General features: G+C 71.2%; 15 protein-coding genes and 1 pseudogene. 4 read left to right on the top strand and 12 right to left on the bottom strand.

Annotated features, from left to right (window positions below):
• Positions 1 to 1,160 precede the first annotated feature (1,160 nt).
• The gene (locus tag GA0070618_RS06285; RefSeq protein WP_143740485.1) at positions 1,161 to 1,592 is read right to left on the bottom strand and encodes a hypothetical protein; all 432 of its coding nucleotides are present in this window, start codon (positions 1,590 to 1,592) and stop codon (positions 1,161 to 1,163) included.
• A 183-nt stretch (positions 1,593 to 1,775) separates the two neighbouring features.
• Positions 1,776 to 2,132, bottom strand: coding sequence for a lamin tail domain-containing protein (locus tag GA0070618_RS06280; protein ID WP_231931625.1), 357 nt, complete (start codon positions 2,130 to 2,132; stop codon positions 1,776 to 1,778).
• On the opposite strand from GA0070618_RS06280, the gene GA0070618_RS34555 reads away from it, so the two are divergent.
• Positions 2,125 to 2,358, top strand: coding sequence for a hypothetical protein (locus GA0070618_RS34555; RefSeq protein ID WP_231931624.1), 234 nt, complete (start codon positions 2,125 to 2,127; stop codon positions 2,356 to 2,358). The genes GA0070618_RS06280 and GA0070618_RS34555 overlap by 8 nt on opposite strands.
• 281 nt (positions 2,359 to 2,639) lie before the next feature.
• A pseudogene (locus GA0070618_RS06275) lies at positions 2,640 to 2,867 on the top strand (cyclic-phosphate processing receiver domain-containing protein); the annotation flags it as partial.
• A 34-nt stretch (positions 2,868 to 2,901) separates the two neighbouring features.
• Here the strand turns inward: GA0070618_RS06275 and GA0070618_RS06270 are convergent.
• A complete protein-coding gene (locus tag GA0070618_RS06270) occupies positions 2,902 to 3,642 on the bottom strand; it encodes an SAM-dependent methyltransferase (protein WP_088980800.1) in 741 nt (246 codons plus the stop codon).
• 52 nt (positions 3,643 to 3,694) lie between these two features.
• Positions 3,695 to 4,114, bottom strand: coding sequence for a VOC family protein (locus GA0070618_RS06265; protein ID WP_088980799.1), 420 nt, complete (start codon positions 4,112 to 4,114; stop codon positions 3,695 to 3,697).
• A gap of 201 nt (positions 4,115 to 4,315) precedes the next feature.
• On the opposite strand from GA0070618_RS06265, the gene GA0070618_RS06260 reads away from it, so the two are divergent.
• The gene (locus GA0070618_RS06260) at positions 4,316 to 5,218 is read left to right on the top strand and encodes a LysR family transcriptional regulator (RefSeq protein ID WP_088985320.1); all 903 of its coding nucleotides are present in this window, start codon (positions 4,316 to 4,318) and stop codon (positions 5,216 to 5,218) included.
• Positions 5,219 to 5,402: 184 nt separating this feature from the next.
• Here GA0070618_RS06260 and GA0070618_RS06255 read toward each other — a convergent pair whose 3' ends face one another.
• Together GA0070618_RS06255 and GA0070618_RS06250 are read right to left on the bottom strand one after the other, a co-directional pair.
• Positions 5,403 to 6,614 (bottom strand): S8 family peptidase, encoded by a 1,212-nt coding sequence (locus tag GA0070618_RS06255; RefSeq protein WP_231931623.1) that lies wholly within the window; start codon positions 6,612 to 6,614, stop codon positions 5,403 to 5,405.
• Positions 6,615 to 6,741: 127 nt separating this feature from the next.
• A complete protein-coding gene (locus tag GA0070618_RS06250) occupies positions 6,742 to 8,019 on the bottom strand; it encodes a S8 family peptidase (protein WP_088980798.1) in 1,278 nt (425 codons plus the stop codon).
• Between the two features lie 318 nt (positions 8,020 to 8,337).
• Between GA0070618_RS06250 and GA0070618_RS06245 the strand changes: the two genes are divergently transcribed.
• Complete coding sequence (locus GA0070618_RS06245) at positions 8,338 to 8,739, top strand: hypothetical protein (protein WP_088980797.1); 402 nt, start codon at positions 8,338 to 8,340, stop codon at positions 8,737 to 8,739.
• Between the two features lie 78 nt (positions 8,740 to 8,817).
• Here GA0070618_RS06245 and GA0070618_RS34220 read toward each other — a convergent pair whose 3' ends face one another.
• From GA0070618_RS34220 to GA0070618_RS06215, 6 genes are all read right to left on the bottom strand, one after another.
• Positions 8,818 to 9,495: a hypothetical protein gene (locus GA0070618_RS34220; RefSeq protein ID WP_197701727.1), complete on the bottom strand. Its 678-nt coding sequence runs from the start codon at positions 9,493 to 9,495 to the stop codon at positions 8,818 to 8,820.
• Positions 9,496 to 9,819: 324 nt separating this feature from the next.
• Positions 9,820 to 10,953 carry a DUF4352 domain-containing protein gene (locus tag GA0070618_RS33305; protein ID WP_143740484.1) on the bottom strand — a complete coding sequence of 378 codons (1,134 nt, stop codon included), beginning with the start codon at positions 10,951 to 10,953 and terminating at the stop codon, positions 9,820 to 9,822.
• A gap of 193 nt (positions 10,954 to 11,146) precedes the next feature.
• On the bottom strand, positions 11,147 to 11,809 hold the full coding sequence (locus GA0070618_RS06230; RefSeq protein ID WP_088985318.1) for a 4'-phosphopantetheinyl transferase family protein: 663 nt from the start codon (positions 11,807 to 11,809) through the stop codon (positions 11,147 to 11,149).
• Positions 11,810 to 12,139: 330 nt separating this feature from the next.
• Positions 12,140 to 12,793 (bottom strand): HNH endonuclease family protein, encoded by a 654-nt coding sequence (locus GA0070618_RS06225; RefSeq protein ID WP_088980794.1) that lies wholly within the window; start codon positions 12,791 to 12,793, stop codon positions 12,140 to 12,142.
• A gap of 431 nt (positions 12,794 to 13,224) precedes the next feature.
• Positions 13,225 to 14,937, bottom strand: a complete 1,713-nt coding sequence (locus GA0070618_RS06220) for a dolichyl-phosphate-mannose--protein mannosyltransferase (protein WP_414467563.1) — start codon at positions 14,935 to 14,937, stop codon at positions 13,225 to 13,227.
• Between the two features lie 92 nt (positions 14,938 to 15,029).
• Positions 15,030 to 15,725, bottom strand: coding sequence for a hypothetical protein (locus GA0070618_RS06215; RefSeq protein ID WP_231931622.1), 696 nt, complete (start codon positions 15,723 to 15,725; stop codon positions 15,030 to 15,032).
• Positions 15,726 to 16,325: the final 600 nt, after the last annotated feature.

Raw genomic sequence — 16,325 nt, 5'->3', positions numbered from 1 at the left:
GCAGAGACGCCGACCGTGCCCGCCTACTCGATTCCTCGCAACCACCAGGGTAGGTCGGTCGTGCTGAACGGGTTGGGAAGTGTCTGGGCCTGCCAGGTCTGGTCAGCGCGGCTGACGACCTGCCGGAGATTTCGGCGAACGCGGTTCGGCAGCCGGCCCAGGGCGATCTCGATGGTCGTGCGGGGATGTAGCCAGTCCGCGCGCCAGTCGGCACACCCGTCATGCCAGGGAACCGTGTCAGCGTGGCGGGTTCGACGGAGCGGACCAATCCACTGGAGCACCGCTCCAGCGGCCCAGCCGTCCGGCCAGCCGAAGTGTCGATCGACCTTCCCCAGCGCACCCATCGCGGAGCCTGACAGCCCTGGCACGTTCGGGCGGAATTGCGGCCGTCGACGGTGGTGTCGGCGGAGACTACGTCGGACAGCGGCAGGCGGCCGGCGTGGCATGGGACTTCCTGGCCTGGTTGGTGCTGCTCATTATGCCGGGGACGGTCTTTCGTGTTGATGCCGGTGATATGGCCGGGTGACAGCCGTGACCCGGTGGGCGGGCCGTGCGGGCTACAGTCCGGCATCGTCCAGGACTCGGTACATCTGCCAGGCTGGCAGAGCGGAGTTGGCGGCGGTGTTGCGACCTCGGCGTCCTCGTCGCCGAGGAGCGTGTCGATCAGCCCGGCCCCGTCCACACCACGGTGGTAGGCAGCCGCCCGGCGCACGTAGACGTCCGGGTCGGCCACAAGCCGGGCGAGCAGGTGACCCGGCAGGTCGAGGTCCCTGAGCGCGACGCGCCGTACTGCTGGCTCGGTCCCGTCGATGAAGGTGCGCAGCCTTGCGCGAGGAAAGTTGGGGTGGTCGACCTGGGCTGGTAGACGCTTGTCTTCGTCGCCGAAGGTACGGACGAAGTCTTCCAGCACGGCTGTGGGTGCGTCCGGGCGTAGCGCGGCGTGGTGCCGGACCCTCCGATCCGGGTCGTGGTCGAGTCGTCTCCACGCATGCGGTGACAGGTCCGTGCTCTGCGCCAGGGCACGGCGGATGCAGCCTCCAGCGAGCCATCGACATCCTTGTGGAGCGGTACGAGCTTCTACGGCGGAGACGCGACCGGACGATTTCGATGCCTCCCGTGACGAGTACCGGGAGGGTGTCTACACCTGATCGGGTGGGTGACTAGCTGGGTGACGACCGGCACGTACCGGGGCGGGCGGGTGTGGACGCCTGGGGGACCGTCGCTGCAGTTCCCGGGAGTTGACCAGAGTGCGGAGTCGGTGGGTCCGATTCCGGCAAGAGTTCTGCGGCCTCGGCGGCCAGACGGTCGATCGTCTCGACGGGCATGAGGAAAGCGATATGCCAGGTCTCGTCGTCGTGGCCGATCAGGGCGGTGACGGTGTCGTCGTGGATGGCCCAGTGCACAGGTATGCCGGCGGCGTCGCCGATCTGCAATGCGCGTCGGGCGGACCAGTCGGCCTGGCGGATGGACCGCAGGCGGGCGAGTTCGCGGAGGTGGGCCCGGAAATGGAACTCCCACGACGCTGCTTGCAGCATCACCATGACGACGGCGGGATCATCATCGCTGCTGGGATGAATCGACGCGTTGGCCATCGACGACAGGATGGCAGACGCGGCCCGGTAGCGGGGACCGGGCCTGCGGTGCTCTTGATGCTGTCACTCAGAGCGGACTCCGCTGAGCCCACCACGCTCATCCACAGGGTCGGCGAGCAGACCCGACCGAGAACGCCGGCCCACCTGCTGGGCAGGCCGGCGCTCGGCGCGGAGCGCGGAGGGTCAGCAGTTGGTGTAACCGCTGCCCTTGCCCCAGCTGCAACTGTCGACGAGGCTGCCGGAGGAATTCCGCAGGTAGGCGGCGTCGCCGTCGTTGTTCCACACGTACCAGGAGCGGCCCCAGTAACGCTTGGTGCCGGCGTTGGTCCCCTTGCCGGTGTAGATGATGATGCTGTTTCCGGCGGCGACCTTGAAGTCGCTCGTGAACGAGTAGACGTAGCCCGCCTTGTCGCGGACGTAGTAGCCCTTCAGGTTGATGACCGTGCTGCGCTTGTTCGTCAGCCGGATGTACTCGCCGTTCAGGCTCGCATTGGAGCCGGTGTCGCTGCCCGGCGAGTCGTAGTAGACCTTCGTGATCATCACGGGCGGCGTGGCGGCCTGTGCTGGGCTGGCAGCAGCGAAGGCCCCGCCGACGGCAAAGGCGAGCGCCGACATCATGCTGATCCACCGTCTGGTCAAGCTGTCCCCCTGGGCTGGAAGTGACGAACCGAAGAACCTGATCACCGGCAAGAGCACAGTGGAATCACGTGGGCCAGAGCGTAACGACAAAGGACCTGCACCTCTGCGTCAGCGGGGGCGAACTTGACGTTTACGACCGGCCAGACCCCGCGATGTGACCTTCCGGGGATCAGCAGCAGACCGACCGGAGGGTCAGGGATCGACTACCGGCAGGCCGTTTGTGGCCCCTTGTCGGGTGGGGCACGGCGACATGGAGAAAACTGTTGCCGGCCCAATTCCGCGCCGTGCCGGTGCGGGTGTCTGTGGGGCGGCCGTATCCGGGAAAGATCGGGTCGTCTGGTGGCTCCGACGCCGGTACGGGCCCGATTTGCGGTGGCGGTGCGGAAACAAGGCGCGAAGGATGGCGCGGTGGTTACCGGAGAACAGCCCCATCTTGTGCTGGTCGACGACCTTCGGTCGTTCGTGGACGGCCGTGCGGCGCAGGTGGCGCGCACCAGTGCGGCCGGTATCGAGGTGTTGGAGCGCCATCGCGGACATCGGCTGGACGAGCTGTGGCTGGATCACGACCTCGGCGGGGACGACACGATCTGGCCGGTCTTCGAGGTGCTGGAGAAGGCTGCGTTCGAGGAGCAGCCGGGGTTCGCGTGGCCTCTCGTGACGACCGGGCAGGTCAGTGGCCGAGGACGAGATAGGCGAAACCGAGAACGCCCCGGTAAACGCCGACGTACTGGCGTAACTGGGTGTCGAGTTCGTCGCGGATGCCGGTCGCCCGAGGGTCGTCGGGATGCGCGAGCAACCATTCCTGCCGGCCCGCCCGCCACGTGGCCTCGAAGTCGTCCCATTCCCGCTGGTCGGCGGTGCTGAGGTGCAGCACCCGCCAGCCTGACGCCCGTGCCTGCTCGACGAGATCCGCCAGCGTCATGGTCTGGTCGCCGAAGATCTCCTTGGCCTCGGCCGTGGGCGGACGCTCCCAGAATCCGTCACCGAACAGGAGACGGCCGCCCGGCGACACGAGTCCGGTGAGCGCGTCGAGGGCGGCAGCCGAGCCACCGAAGGCGTGCGACGCGCCGACGCACAGCACCCGGTCTGCCGGCTCCTGCCAGGCGGATGCTTCCCGGTCCACGAAGGTCACCCGCGTGTCCAACGACCGTTCGGCGGCGAGCGCGCGGCCCCGGGCGAGAGCCGCGTGGTTCGTGTCGACACCGGTGCCTGTCGTCGAGGACGTGCCCGCGCCGCCGGTGGCGACCGCCCGGAGGAGCAGTTCACCCCAACCGCATCCGAGGTCCAGCACCCGGGCGCCCTCGGGGATGGTGAGCCGGTCGAGGAGCAGGGCGGCGTGCTCCTCGGACAGCGGCGCGTTCCACCGCATGTGTGCGTAGCGCGCGGCGGCAAGGTCGTCGGGGGAGGTCATCGATGCAGTTTGCCGGGTTCCCGAGCGACCGCGCGACGGGTTTCGCCGGTGTTCAGGCGAGGTCCTCGACGGTGGCCTTGTCCTCGTCTGAGAGTTGGTCCTGGGGGTACCAGCGCAGTTCGACGGTGTTGCCGTCCGGGTCGCGGACGTAGAGCGACTCGCCGTCGCCCCGCGCGCCGAACCGGGGACCGGGGCCGTCGACGACGTCGAACAGGCCGGAGTCGACCACCGTCTGCCAGTCGAGCGGCTCCACCACCAGGCAGAGATGGTCCAGCGTCGACGTGCCGTCGCCGCGTACCAGGTCGATGATGGTCTCCGCGTTGACCCGGACCGACGGGAACGGGGCCGTCCCGGCCCGCCACTCGGCGACCCGGACCGGCTCCAGCCCGAGCCGTCCGCAGTAGAAGTCCAAGGCCTGTTCCACGTCGTGCACGCGGACCACCAGGTGGTCGAAGGCCGTCACTCGGAGCATGGTGTTACCTCATCTTCAGGTCGCGGGTCAGGTGGGTTGACGAGTTCCACTGTTCGCCCTGCCGGCCCGGGCACCAAGACCCGATCACGCTACGATCGTTTAGCAGGAGTAAACGGCGGGTCGGTGAGGGGCGGTCGGGTGGAAGAGACGCCGGGCGGTGCCGGAGGGGATCCGGGCACCACCGTGCCGGGCGGACTGCCACTGGAACGGCACGAGGTCGAGATCTTCCTGACCCTCGCCGAGGAGCTGCACTTCGGCCGTACTGCCGAACGCCTCCGGGTCACCACCGGGCGGATCAGCCAGGTGATCAGGAAGCTGGAACGCCGGATCGGCGCACCGCTCTTCGCGCGGACCAGCCGCGTCGTGCGGCTCACCCCGATCGGCCGGCAGTTGGCGGACGACCTGACGCCGCTGGTCGCCGGCATGACCGAGGCGGTACGCCGGGCCGTCGAAGCCGGGCGGGGGGTCACCGGACGGCTGCGGGTGGCGTTCCTGGGCGAGTGGACGGCGCCGACGCTGCTCCGGGCGGTGAACCTCTTCGAACGGCGTCATCCGGAGTGCGCGGTCGAGGTCCACGAGGCGCAGCTCGCGAACTCCCGGGCCAGCCTGGTCGACGGCTCGGTCGACCTGCTCATCGCCTCGTTCCCGTTCGACGGGATGGCGTGCGGACCGCCGCTGCTGGCGGAGCGCCGGCTGCTGGCCGTCCCCGCCGACCACCCGTTGGCCGGGGCGGAGTCGGTCTCCCTGGAGGTGCTGGCCGACCATCCGGTAGTGCAGTATCCGGCGGTCACGTCGACCGCGTTCAAGCGTGACCGTACGCCGGACCGGACCCCGTCGGGGCGGCCGGTGCCGAAGGGGCCGGCGGGCCGTACCTTCGCCGAGATGATCTCCCTGGTGGCGCTGGGGCGGGGCGTCCTGCCGGTCGGCGAGCACACCCGCCGGTACAACCCACGTCCGGATGTCGCGTACGTGCCGATCCACGACGCGCCGCCGATCCACCGCGGCCTGGTCTGGCTGGAGAGCAACACGACGGCCCGGGTACGGGAGTTCGTCCGGGCCGCCACGGACGCCAACCCGGCACGCCAGGCCGACGAGGGGGTCTGACGCGCCGGGGCGACGCGGATCGTTCAGTACGTCGGCGCCAGGTACGCGATGCGGTTGGGGGAGCCGGTACCCGGGTTGGTGACCGAGGCCCGCGGTGGCGACGCTGAGGAGGCGACTGTGCACCTGGGCGGGCGTCCAGGTCGGTACTCGGGACGGTGGTGCACGGCGGTTGTCGGCCCAGCTGTCAGAGCAGGGGCGACATGTGCAGGAGGAGGTTGGGCGAGCCGGTGCCCTGGTTGGTGACGACCGGAACGGCGACGCTGGTCAGGTAGGCGTTCACCTGGGCCGGGGTCCAGGTCGGGTTGTTGCTGCGCACCCGCGCGGCGATCCCCGCCGCGGCCGGCGAGGCGTGGGACGTCCCGCTCAGTGTCGCGACGGCCGTGTTCGACGTGTGCATGGCCGACGGGATGTTCACCCCGGGGGCGAAGAGGTCCAGGCAGCTGCCCCAGTTCGAGAAGGTGGCCCGGCTGTCGTTGGACTGGGTCGCGCCGACGGTGAGGGCGGTCGGCACCGAGGCCGGCGAGACGTTGCAGGCGTCGACGTTGGAGTTGCCCGCCGGGACCGTGACCACGACCCCGTCGGTGACGAGGTTCGCCACCGCCGTGTTCAACGAGACGTTCGGACTGCTCGTCAGTCCGACGTTCGCCACGGCGGGCGGCCCGGTGGGCACGTTGTTGGCGATCACCCAGTTGATTCCGCTGAGTACGCCGGAGATGGTGCCGGCGCCCGCACAGTTGAGGACCTTGACCGCGATCAGGACGACGTCCTTCGCGGCGCCGTACGTCGTGCCACCGATGGTGGCGGCCACGTGGGTGCCGTGGCCGGCGCAGTCGTCGGCGGGCAGCGTGCCGTCGGTCGCGTCGTAGCCGTAGTAGGCCTGGCCGCCGAACTCCTGGTGGGTGATCCGGATGCCGCTGTCGATGACGTACGCCCGGACCCCCGTGCCCTGGCTCTGGCTGTTGTACCAGGTGTCGAGGCCGGAGAACGCGTCGAGCCGGTCCAGGTTCCACGGGGCGTTCGGCTGGTTGGCCGCCTGGACGGTCTGGTCGGCTTCGACGTAGGCGACGGCGGGGTGGGTGGCGATGCGGCGCGCGACGGTTTCGGAGGCGCGGACGGAGAAGCCGTTGAGGGCGTCGCCCCAGACCTGTACGGGCTTGGTGCCGAAGCGGCTGGTCACGTCGGCGGCCAGGGTGGACACGGCGGACCGCCGGGTGCCGGCCGGGCCGCCGACCGCGCTGTCCTTCAGGACGACGAGGAAACTGCCGGGGACGGCGGTCGGACCGTCGGCGCCCAGGATCGCTCCGGTGGCGCTCGACGTTCGGGTGGAGCGGGGGTCGGCGGCTGCCGGGGTGGCGAGGACGGCGGCGGCCAGGGTGCCGGTCGCGAGGACCGCCACGGCTGCCAACCCACGTCGACGGGTGGACGTCACCCTGCGCGATGGTTGCATCTCCACGTCTCCTTCTGCTCGGGTCGCCCACCGCCGTCCGGTGGGCGACCTGGGGCTTCTCGTCGGGTCGGTCGGTTCAGAGCAGCGGTGACATGTAGAGGAGACGGTTGGGTGAGCCGGTGCCGGGGTTTATCACGGCGGGGTTGGCGACGCTGGTCAGGTAACCGGCCACCTGGGCGGGGGTCCACGTCGGGTTGTTGCTGAGCACCCGGGCGGCCATGCCGGCGACGTGGGCCGAGGCCTGCGACGTGCCGCTCAGCGGCGTCGTGGCGGTGTTCGACAGGTGCACCGCCGACACGATGTTCACGCCCGGGGCGAAGAGGTCCAGACAGGTACCGAAGTTGGAGAAGCTGGCCCGGGCGTCGTTCGACTGGGTCGCGCCGACGGTCAGGGCGGTCGGCACGGAGGCCGGCGGGAAGTTGCAGGCGTTGGCGTTCGAGTTGCCCGCCGCCACCGTCACGGTCACGCCGTCGACGACCAGGTTCGCCACCGCCGTGTTCACCGCACTGCTCACACCGGTCAGCAGGGCGATGTTCGCGACGGCGGGCGGATCCCAGGGCTGGTGGTCGGCGGCCACCCAGTTGATGCCGTTGATCACCATCGCCAGGGTGCTGGGGATTCCGGTGCAGTCCCCGACCACCTTGACCGCGACCAGCGCGACGTTCTTGGCCACGCCGTACGTCGTCCCGCCGATGTTCGCGGCCACGTGCGTGCCGTGACCGGAGCAGTCCTCGGCGGGCAACGTCCCGTCGATTGCGTCGTAGCCGTAGTAGGCCTGGCCGCCGAATTCCTGGTGGCTGATATGAATCCCGGAGTCGATGACGTACACCGGGATTCCGCTGCCCTGGCTCTGGTAGCTGTAGGTGACGTCGAGGCCGGCTGTCGCGTCGAGGCGGTCCAGGTTCCATGGCGCGTTGAGTTGGGTGGTGGCGAGTTGGACGGTCTGGTCGGCTTCGACGTAGGCGACGGCGGGGTGGGCGGCGATGCGGCGGGCGACGGCTTCCGAGGTACGGACGGAGAAGCCGTTCAGGGCGTCGCCCCACACCCGGTCCGGTTGGACGCCGAAGCGGCTGGTCACGTCGGCGGCCAGGGTGGACACGGCGGCCTGCCGGGTGCCGGCCGGGCCGCCGACCGCGCTGTCCTTCAGGACGACGACGAACGTGCCGGGGACGGCGGTCGGAGCCTCGGCGCCCCGGATCTCCCCGACGGGGCCCGGGGCCCGCACGGATCCGGGTGCCGAGGCGGCCGGGGTGGCGAGGACGGCGGCGACCAGCGTGGCGGCGGTGACGACCGCCAGGGCGGCCAGTCCACGTCGACGTGATCGAGCGAGGGACGCCCGGCGCGGAAGATCCATCTCCAAGCCCTCTTTCTGCTCAGGCCGGTCCGACACTCGCTGATCGAGTGGATGGCCTCGGATGGGTTTTCGGAATCTACCGAGGCAGACGGGGTCGGAAGAACAGCCAACGCATCGTCGGGCGTCTTTTTGTCGCAGGGTGACAGAGAAGCGGCCCGGATGTATCAGAACGTCGTCTGGCGCATCGGGTGGGCCGTCGTGGCGAAGTCGCCGCGCTGGACTGGTCGAGCACCGGCGGGTTCCGTCCGCATGGGAGCGGTCGTGACCGGGTATGCGTACTCTTCTCGTGTTCGACTCGGGATCGGCAGGGTGGATCGCATGGACGAGAAGTCGCGTCGACCGGCCCGGCCGGTGCTCTGGATGGTGGGGCTCGGCGTCGCCGCTGCCGTGGCCTACCTGGCGTTCCTCGGTTGGGACCGGGAGAAGGATCTGGACCCGGTCACCGGTGCCGAGACCGGGCCGTACGAGGCGTGGCAGGTCGTCGGCCTGGCCCTGGTGGTGGGGGCGCTGGCGTTCGTGGCGGGACGGATGCACCAGGTGGTGCCGGCGCTGGCAGCGATCCCGGTCGTGCTCACCCTGGCTTTCGTCATCACCGCCGTCACCGGCCCCGAGCCCGGTCTTTGGCCGATCGGCGCGGTGCTGATGGCGCTGGGTTCGGCCGCCGGCACGGCGGTCATGGCGTTGATCGGCCGGAGCACCGCGAAACGTTCCCCGGACTGAGCCATCGGCCCGCTCTGGGCGGGCCGATGCCCGGCGGCGACTCGTCGTCACCGCCGGGCTCGCCAGGGTCCGGACCGGTCAGCTCCGGCGGCGACGCAGGCAGAGCAGCGCGGCACCGGTCACGATGGACGCCGTCCCGAGGGTGAGCAGCGGCACCAGCGTCGAGATGCTCGACTCGCCGGTGACTGGCAGGTGCGTCTTGGTGGGTGTCGGCTGCCCGGTCGGGGTGGACGTCGGGGCCGGTGGCTGGGTGGGGGTCGCCGTGGGTGTCGGTGTCGGCTGCCCGGTCGGGGTGGGCGTCGGTGTGGGCGTGGGCTGCGAGGCCGCGCAGGTGTGGGTGAGCACGAAGAAGTCGGCGCTGCCGGAGATGACGGCGGTTGCGCTCACCAGCGTGTAACCGGCCGGGAGGACGATCCACGCCTTGCTGGTCCCCATGTTGTTCACGATGGTGCCACCGTCGTCCGGGATGGTGACCGTCAGCGGTCCGCTCGGCGTGTCGAAGGTGGCCGTCACCGACTCGAAGACACCAGTGATCTGCGCGTCGCCCGGCAGGTTGAACACCCAGACGTCCTGGCCCACGTAGGGGCCGCCACCGAGGCCCGGTTCGCACATCTGTCTGGCCTCGGCAGCGGTGGTGGGCACGTTGCCCGGGTCGATGTCGATCGTCGTCTGGGCTGCCGCGGGCGCTCCGGCCGTCAGTAGCAGCCCGACCGTGATCGCTCCACCGGCGAGCAGGCGGCTCAGCATCGTTCTCATCGTGTCTCCTGGAACCTGGTCGAAAGCCTCGTGAGGGAGGCGCAGCAGCGACGCTACCGACGGTTTGGGGACCTTTGAGGGGTTTGCGGGCAAATAAGCCTATTTGCGTCATTAGTGCGGCTCGCCGGTCGGCGCGCCGCTCGGGGCGGGTCCTACAGTCGGGGGCATGAGTCGGCACGACGAGGTGTGCGCGTGGTTAGGGGATCGCGGCACGCGCGCCGACTCCTCGCCGCCTCGCCGTGACCACCTGGCCGTAGCCGGCTCGCCGGGGAATGCGGGCGGGGCCGGTCCGTCGCGCGGACCGGCCCCGGTGGGGTACGACCGTCAGGGCTTCCAGGAGCCGGCGGCCTCGAAGTTGTGCTGGTACTCGACGACGCCCTTCTTGTCGGCCACGTCGAAGACGACCGTGCCGCTGCGCTTGCTGCCGGTGCGCAGGTTCACGCCGGAGGAGAGCGGGGTGCCGCAGCCGGAGAGCGCGCCGACCAGCCCGTTGGCGGTCTTGCCGTCCTGGGCCACCCACTCGAAGTAGAACGGGTTGACCGAGGCGGTGCCCTTCGTGACCCGCACGGTCACGTCGGCGATCAGGTACATCCCCTCGTCCGGGTCGGGCGCGAAGGACCGGCAACCCTTGTTCGAGGTGGTGAACCGGCTGACCGTGATCTCGACGGTCCCCTCGTCATCGGTGATCACCAGCGTGTCGCCGACCTTCATGTTGAAGGTCTCGCCGTTCTTCCCGCTGTTGCTGGGCTGCGGCGCGGCGGTGGTCGGGACGGTTGCGCCGAACGGCCGATCCTCGGTCGGCCGGGCCAGCGGACCGGAGGAACTCCCCGACGACGCCCGGCCGATGCCGGTGTTCTGGCTGGCGCTGTCGTCACCGGCCAACGCGAGGACCACACCACCGACACAGCAGAGCAGGAGGAGCACGACAGTGACGAGGATCACGATCAGCACCGTGCTCTTTCCGCCGGAGGAGGTCGACGGTGGCAGGGGCAGGCCAGGGTACGGCCCGGCGGGGCCGGGCGGGTAGGACGCCATCGGCGTCGGCCCCGGCGGGTAGGGCACACCGGAGGCCGGCGGGTGGCCCGGATAGCCGGGCGCCCCCGAGGCCGGCGATGGATAGCCGGGCCCACCCGAGCCGGGCGGCGGGTAGCCGGGGGCACCGGAGACCGGCGGGTAGCCGGGGGCACCCGAGACCGGCGGGTATCCGGGTGCGCCGGAGACCGGCGGCGGGTAGCCCGCCTCGGGTGCCCCGCTGGTCGGGTGCGGGGGCACCGGCGTGCTCTGCTCCGGCGGATATCCGGGGTACGACGAGCCCGCCGGCGGGTACACCGGCGGCGGAGCTGTGGGGTCCGGGTAGTACGGCGGATCGGCGTACGCGTACGGATCAGGGTCCGGCTGGAAGGGATCCTGGGGCGGACCCGGGAAGGGCTCCTGCGGCGGGCCTGGGGGGTGACTCACGGTGCTCCCGGATGCAGAGGGTCAGGGCTCGACGCGCTCCCGACCGGGTGCGCCGAGGCACCGAACCATCCTTCCCTGCCTCGCTCCGGCGGTCGTCGGCTGAACGGATCATTCGTCCGGTCTGACCGACCCGGCCTGTCCAGGACCCCGTCCCGGGGTCGGGCGTCCCTGCGGCTCGCGCCGGGCGCGCCGGTCAGCGGTGCGGCAGCACGGCGGCGGTGCGGACCAGGCCCGCGTCCACGGTGAACCGTCCGGTGATCACGCTGGGCGGATCGGTGACCTTCTCCCGGGCCGCCTCGACCTTCGCCGGGGAGATCCGGGCGACCCAGGAACCGGTGTCCGGGTCGATCTCGACCAGCGCGTCCTGGAAGTCGAGCCAGGTGCCGACCACCGGGTGCCAGACCTTGTAGACGGTCTCCTTGGCGCTGAAGATCAGTGCGGGCCAGGAGACGCCGGTCGGCAGCCGTCCGCAGTGCTCCACCTCCTCCTTCCGGAGGATCAGCCGGCGTACCCCGGCGTCAAGGATCTTGTGCTGCTCGGCGTCCATGCCGACCGACCGGACCTCGTCGGCGCGGGCCGCCGCGGCGGCGCAGTAGCCCTTCGTGTGGGTGATGGTGCCGACCACGTCCACCGGCCAGGCCGGGGACCGGTCGGGGGCCGACGGCACCGGAACCGGATCGAGCCCGAGGGCGGCGATGGCCCGCCGGGCACACACCCGGCCGGCGGTGAAGTCGCGACGCCGGCTCTCCACCGCGCGTTCGCCGAGGCAGGCCCGTTCGGCTTCGAGCAGCTCACCGGTGAAGTCCGCCGGCCCGGCCACGACCACGGCGACCGGCGGTGGCAGCAGCTCCCGCATCACGCTCCCCTTCCAGGTACGACCGCAACCGGGCCACGTCGACGTCGAGCCGGTCCCACGGTACCGGCGGAGACTCGGGCCGGACATCGACGCCCGGCTCGTCGTCGCGCCGCTCCCGGCGCGGACCAGCGTCCACCCCTCCCTGGCACCGGTCACCCGGGTCCGCTCGTCACTGGTGCACGACCGCCGGGGAGATCCCGGCCAGCCGGGCGGCGACGGGCACGCGTCGCCGCCCGGCTGGCCGGTCCGGCAGGTGTCGGGTCGGTACACCTGGTCGATGCTCAGCCCCGCGCTCGCCACCCCGGAAGACGTCCGGCCGCGGCGGGTGCGTCAGAAGGCGTGGGTCACCGTGACCAGGATGTTCGAGCAGGAGGCGGCGTGGCTGGTGAGGGCGTTCTTCTCGGCGGTGTCGACGGTCAGCCGCCAGCGGGTCTTCACCGCGGCCCACTCGGTGACGTACCGGCACCGCTCCTGGGTCGGCATCCAGCTCGCCGGGTCCTGGTCGCCCTTGGACTGGTTGACGTTGTCGGTGACGGCGACCAGCGAGCGGACGTCACCCAGGTCGTTGGCGAAGGACTGGCGGCGGGAGGTGGTCCAGTTCCGGGCACCGGAGTCCCACGCCTCGGCCAGCGCCACCATGTGGTCGATGTCCAGGTCGGAGGGGTTGGTCCAGTACGCGGCGTCGTAGTAGGAGTACCACCGGCCGCCGGAGAGCTGGCACCCCGAGCCGACCGACGGCCGGGTGGTGGCCTCGGCGATCAGCACTTCGTACCGGGTGTTGCAGCCGTCGCCGTCGGTGTCGATCCAGTGCGGGAAGAGGTCCCGCGAGTAGCCGGTGCGGTTCTCCGTGGCGACGGGAAGGTCGGCGACGAGGGTGCGCAGCGGCACCGACACGGTGGCCGCCTGGGCGGGGGCGGGGAAGCCCAGGGAGGCGACGGTGACGGCGGCGAGCAGGCCGCCGACCCAACGAAGGGTGCGGTTCATAACATCTCCATCCGATCGCGGTATTGCCGTCATTCGACGTGTCGGAGGTGCCGAAGGATCCCCGACCGCGTGAACTGATAGAGAAAATTATCGATACTTTGCTCGGCATTCAATAGGGGTGTGTCTATGTTGCCGGGCTGTCGGGGGCCCGCTCCGTCCACGCCGGGCCACGTACCGTTATGTGCCGGATGTAAACTATTTGCCCGGCGGGGCGGGGGACGGGAATCTGGACCGGGTGCACCCGTTGTGTCGGTGAACCAGGGGTGGTTAAGCTCTCTCTTGCGCGCCCCAATCGCCCGCTTCCCCCGTGGCAGGCGATCGGGGCGCGCTTCTTCGTGCCCACCCGCCTCCGGTGGTAGCAGGGGGCCCCTACAGGTGGTTTTCGCCCTGCAAGGGCCCCCTGCTACCACCGCGGCGGCAAGCCGCGCGGGTCAGATCCAGCGGCCGCCCAGCCACATCCGCGCCGACCAGTCGACGTAGGGAATCGACGTGCCCACGAAGATCGGGTGGAAGTAGGCGAAGCAGAGCGCCACGAGCAGCACGTACGCCCCCACGACGACGCCGCCGAACAGTCGACGGTCGTACGCCTCCTGGGCGGCGGGTGACCCCGGTGGAGCCGGCGCGCGCGCCTCGGCGGGCGAGATGATCGCGCCCAGCACGTAGACCACCGCCAACACCAGGAACGGCAGGGCCGGCGCGGCGTAGAAGGAGAACATCACCCGCCCGTCGAGGGCGAACCAGAACCACGGCAGCAGGCCGCCCGCCGCAGCGAGCAGGATCGCCCCGGCCCGCCAGTCCCGCCGGGCGATGCCCAGCCAGACCACGGCGACCAGCGCCGGCAGGAACGACCACCAGAGCAACGGGGTGCCGAGCAGCAGGATCTCGCTGGTGGGGGTGGTTCCCGCACACGTACCCGCGCACGTCCAGTGGAACGCGACCGGACGGCCGAGCAGCAGCCACTGCCACGGCCAGGACTGGTACTTGTGCGGGGTGCTCAGCCCGGTGTGGAAGTCGAGCGCCGCCCGGTGGTACGTGTACAGGTTCTGCAACGCGCCGAGGACCGGGGTGTCGCTCAGCCCGGGGGTGTTCGGGTAACGCTCGGCGAGGCGGTAGTAGCCGTCGTCGGAGAGGAACCAGCCCGTCCAGGTGGCGAGGTAGGCGAGGACCATCGCCACCCCGGCGAGCACCAGCCAGGGCAACTCGTCGAGGAGGGCGTCCCGCCACGGGCGACGCACCCCCGCCGACCGGCGGACCCCGACCTCCCAGAGGACCACCAGCAGCGCGAAGACGGGCACGAAGTAGAGGGCGCTCCACTTGACCCCGACCGCGCAACCCATCAGCACCCCGGCGGCCAGCCGCCACCAGGGGACGGTGAACGGTGGCCGACCGGCGCGGCCGGGGCGGGACGGGTCGAGGCCGGCGTCGAGCGCGGTGGCCCACCGCCGCCGTCGCGCGTCCCGGTCCAGCACCAGCGCCCCGAACGCGGCGAGGACGAAGAAGAGCAGGAAGATGTCGAGCAGGGCGGTGCGGGAGAGCACCAGGTGGAAGCCGTCCAGGGCGAGCAGCAGGCCGGCGGCGCAGCCGAGCGCGGTGGACCGGAACATCCGGCGGCCGATCCGCACCAGCAGCAGTACGGAGAGCGTGCCGATGACGGCGGCGGAGATCCGCCAGCCGAACTCCGGGGTCGTGGTCAACAGATGGCCCGGCACCGAGATGTTGTGCTCGGTGTCCTGGTAGCCGAAGGCCCACTCGCCGAGCCCGATCAGCCACTTGCCCAGCGGCGGGTGGACCACGTACGACGGGGCGTTGTCCTTGAAGTTCCACTCGACGCCGTGCTCGATCAGGCCCCAGCCGTCCCGGGCGTAGTAGATCTCGTCGAAGATCTTGCCCTTGATGTCGCCGAGCCCGACCAGTCGCAGGATCGCGGCGATCGCCACCACCACGGCCGTGGCGAGCCAGGAACGCCCGTCCAGCCGGTCGTCGACCGTGGCCAGCCGGCGACGGACGAAGTCCGGCAGCCGACCACCCCCGGCGTCGCCGGGCGGGGTGGTCCCGGGCCGTCCGGTGGAGTCGTCGATCCGCTCGGGCGGTCCGCTCTCCGGCTGGCCTTCGCTCGCGCTCTGCGCTGTCGACGCCTGGGTCACGACGGAATCGTAGGCCGCGTGGGTGCCGTGTGGAGGCCTTGTCTCCATTACCGGGAAGCCTGTCGATGAGGTTTCCGGTGGCCGAGGACGGTTCAGAACGCGGTGACCAGGAATCCCACGGTCACCAGCAGTGGTCCGCTGACGGCCGCCGTGATCGCCCACCGGCGGGCCCGCTGGCCGGACAACCCGGCTGTGCCGGTCACCCGGGCGATGCCGGTCGCGCACGCTGCCACCAGGCCGAACCCGAGCAGCCAACGCAGGTGCAGGGTGCCGCCACGGTCCGCGTACGCCGTGGCGCCCTCCGGCCCGGTCATCCGGGCCGGCACCGCCGTCACGGTCCGCTGACCGGCGGTGTCGAGCCCGCCGACGCGTACGCCGTGCGCGACGAACCGGCCGTCGGTGGCGACGAAGGTGCCCCGGCACCGCTGGGTCAACCCGCTGCCGGTGCAGTCGCCCACCACCGTGCCGGTCGTGCCATGCCCCACGGCCAGCCAGAACGGTTCCGCGCTCACCCAGGCGAAGAAGGCCACCAGGAGGCTGAGGCCGAGTAGTCCGGCCAGCCCGGGGAGGGGGTCCCGCTGCCGGAGCACCCGGGGTCTCGTCCGGCGACGGGCGCGGTCCCGGACGGCCGACGCCGCGCGTCCGTCGTCGGTCGACTGCTCGACCCGGATCGGGGTGCCGTCCCAGTGCACCTCCTCGATCGGCAGCCAGAAGTCGCTCCCGTCGGTGCCGCCGCCCTCGTCCGGCGCGTCCGGTCGCGGCCAGCCGGGGTGCTGCCGGATCGGCACCCGGTGTGGCACCGCCCCGACCGGTGCCCCGGTGGTGGGCTCGACCCCGGTCGCCGCGGTCAGCGTCGGCCCGCCGGTCGTCGTCCCGGTTCCGGTGGTCGTGGCGTGCGCCCCACCGGTCGTCGTCCCGGCCGCCGTGGTCGTGGCGTGCGCCCCGCCGGTCGTCCCGGTTCCGGTGGCCGTGGCGTGCGGTCCGCCCGTTGTCCCGGTTCCGGTGGCGGTGGCCGCCGGTGCGCCGGCCGTCGTCTCCGCCGGTGGCTCCTCCGGAGGGTGCGGGCGGGGCCGTGGGGGTCCTCCGCCCTGACTCCGTCGGTCGTGAGGTGGGCGGCTGTGTCGATCTTCAGGAGCCCGGTCGGCCCCGTGATCGGCGTGCTCGCCAGTGGGCAGCCCGGGTTCGGGTTCGGCGCGGCCGGGGGATGGTCCCCCGTGCTCGCGGTCGACGCGACCGGGGGGTGGCTGCTCGTGCTCGCGGGCGGCTCCTCTGCCAGTCACGACGTTCATTGGACACCGAGTGGTGGCTGCGAACACGCAGCTCAGGCCGCGTGTCGACGACAAAGCGGACAGGAAGTGCGGCGCTCGTCCAGCTGGCGCGAACGGGTC

Source organism: Micromonospora echinospora (assembly GCF_900091495.1).
Taxonomy (GTDB): domain Bacteria; phylum Actinomycetota; class Actinomycetes; order Mycobacteriales; family Micromonosporaceae; genus Micromonospora; species Micromonospora echinospora.
Note: the sequence above shows the minus strand (reverse complement) of the source record. Positions and strands in the feature narration are given on the sequence as shown.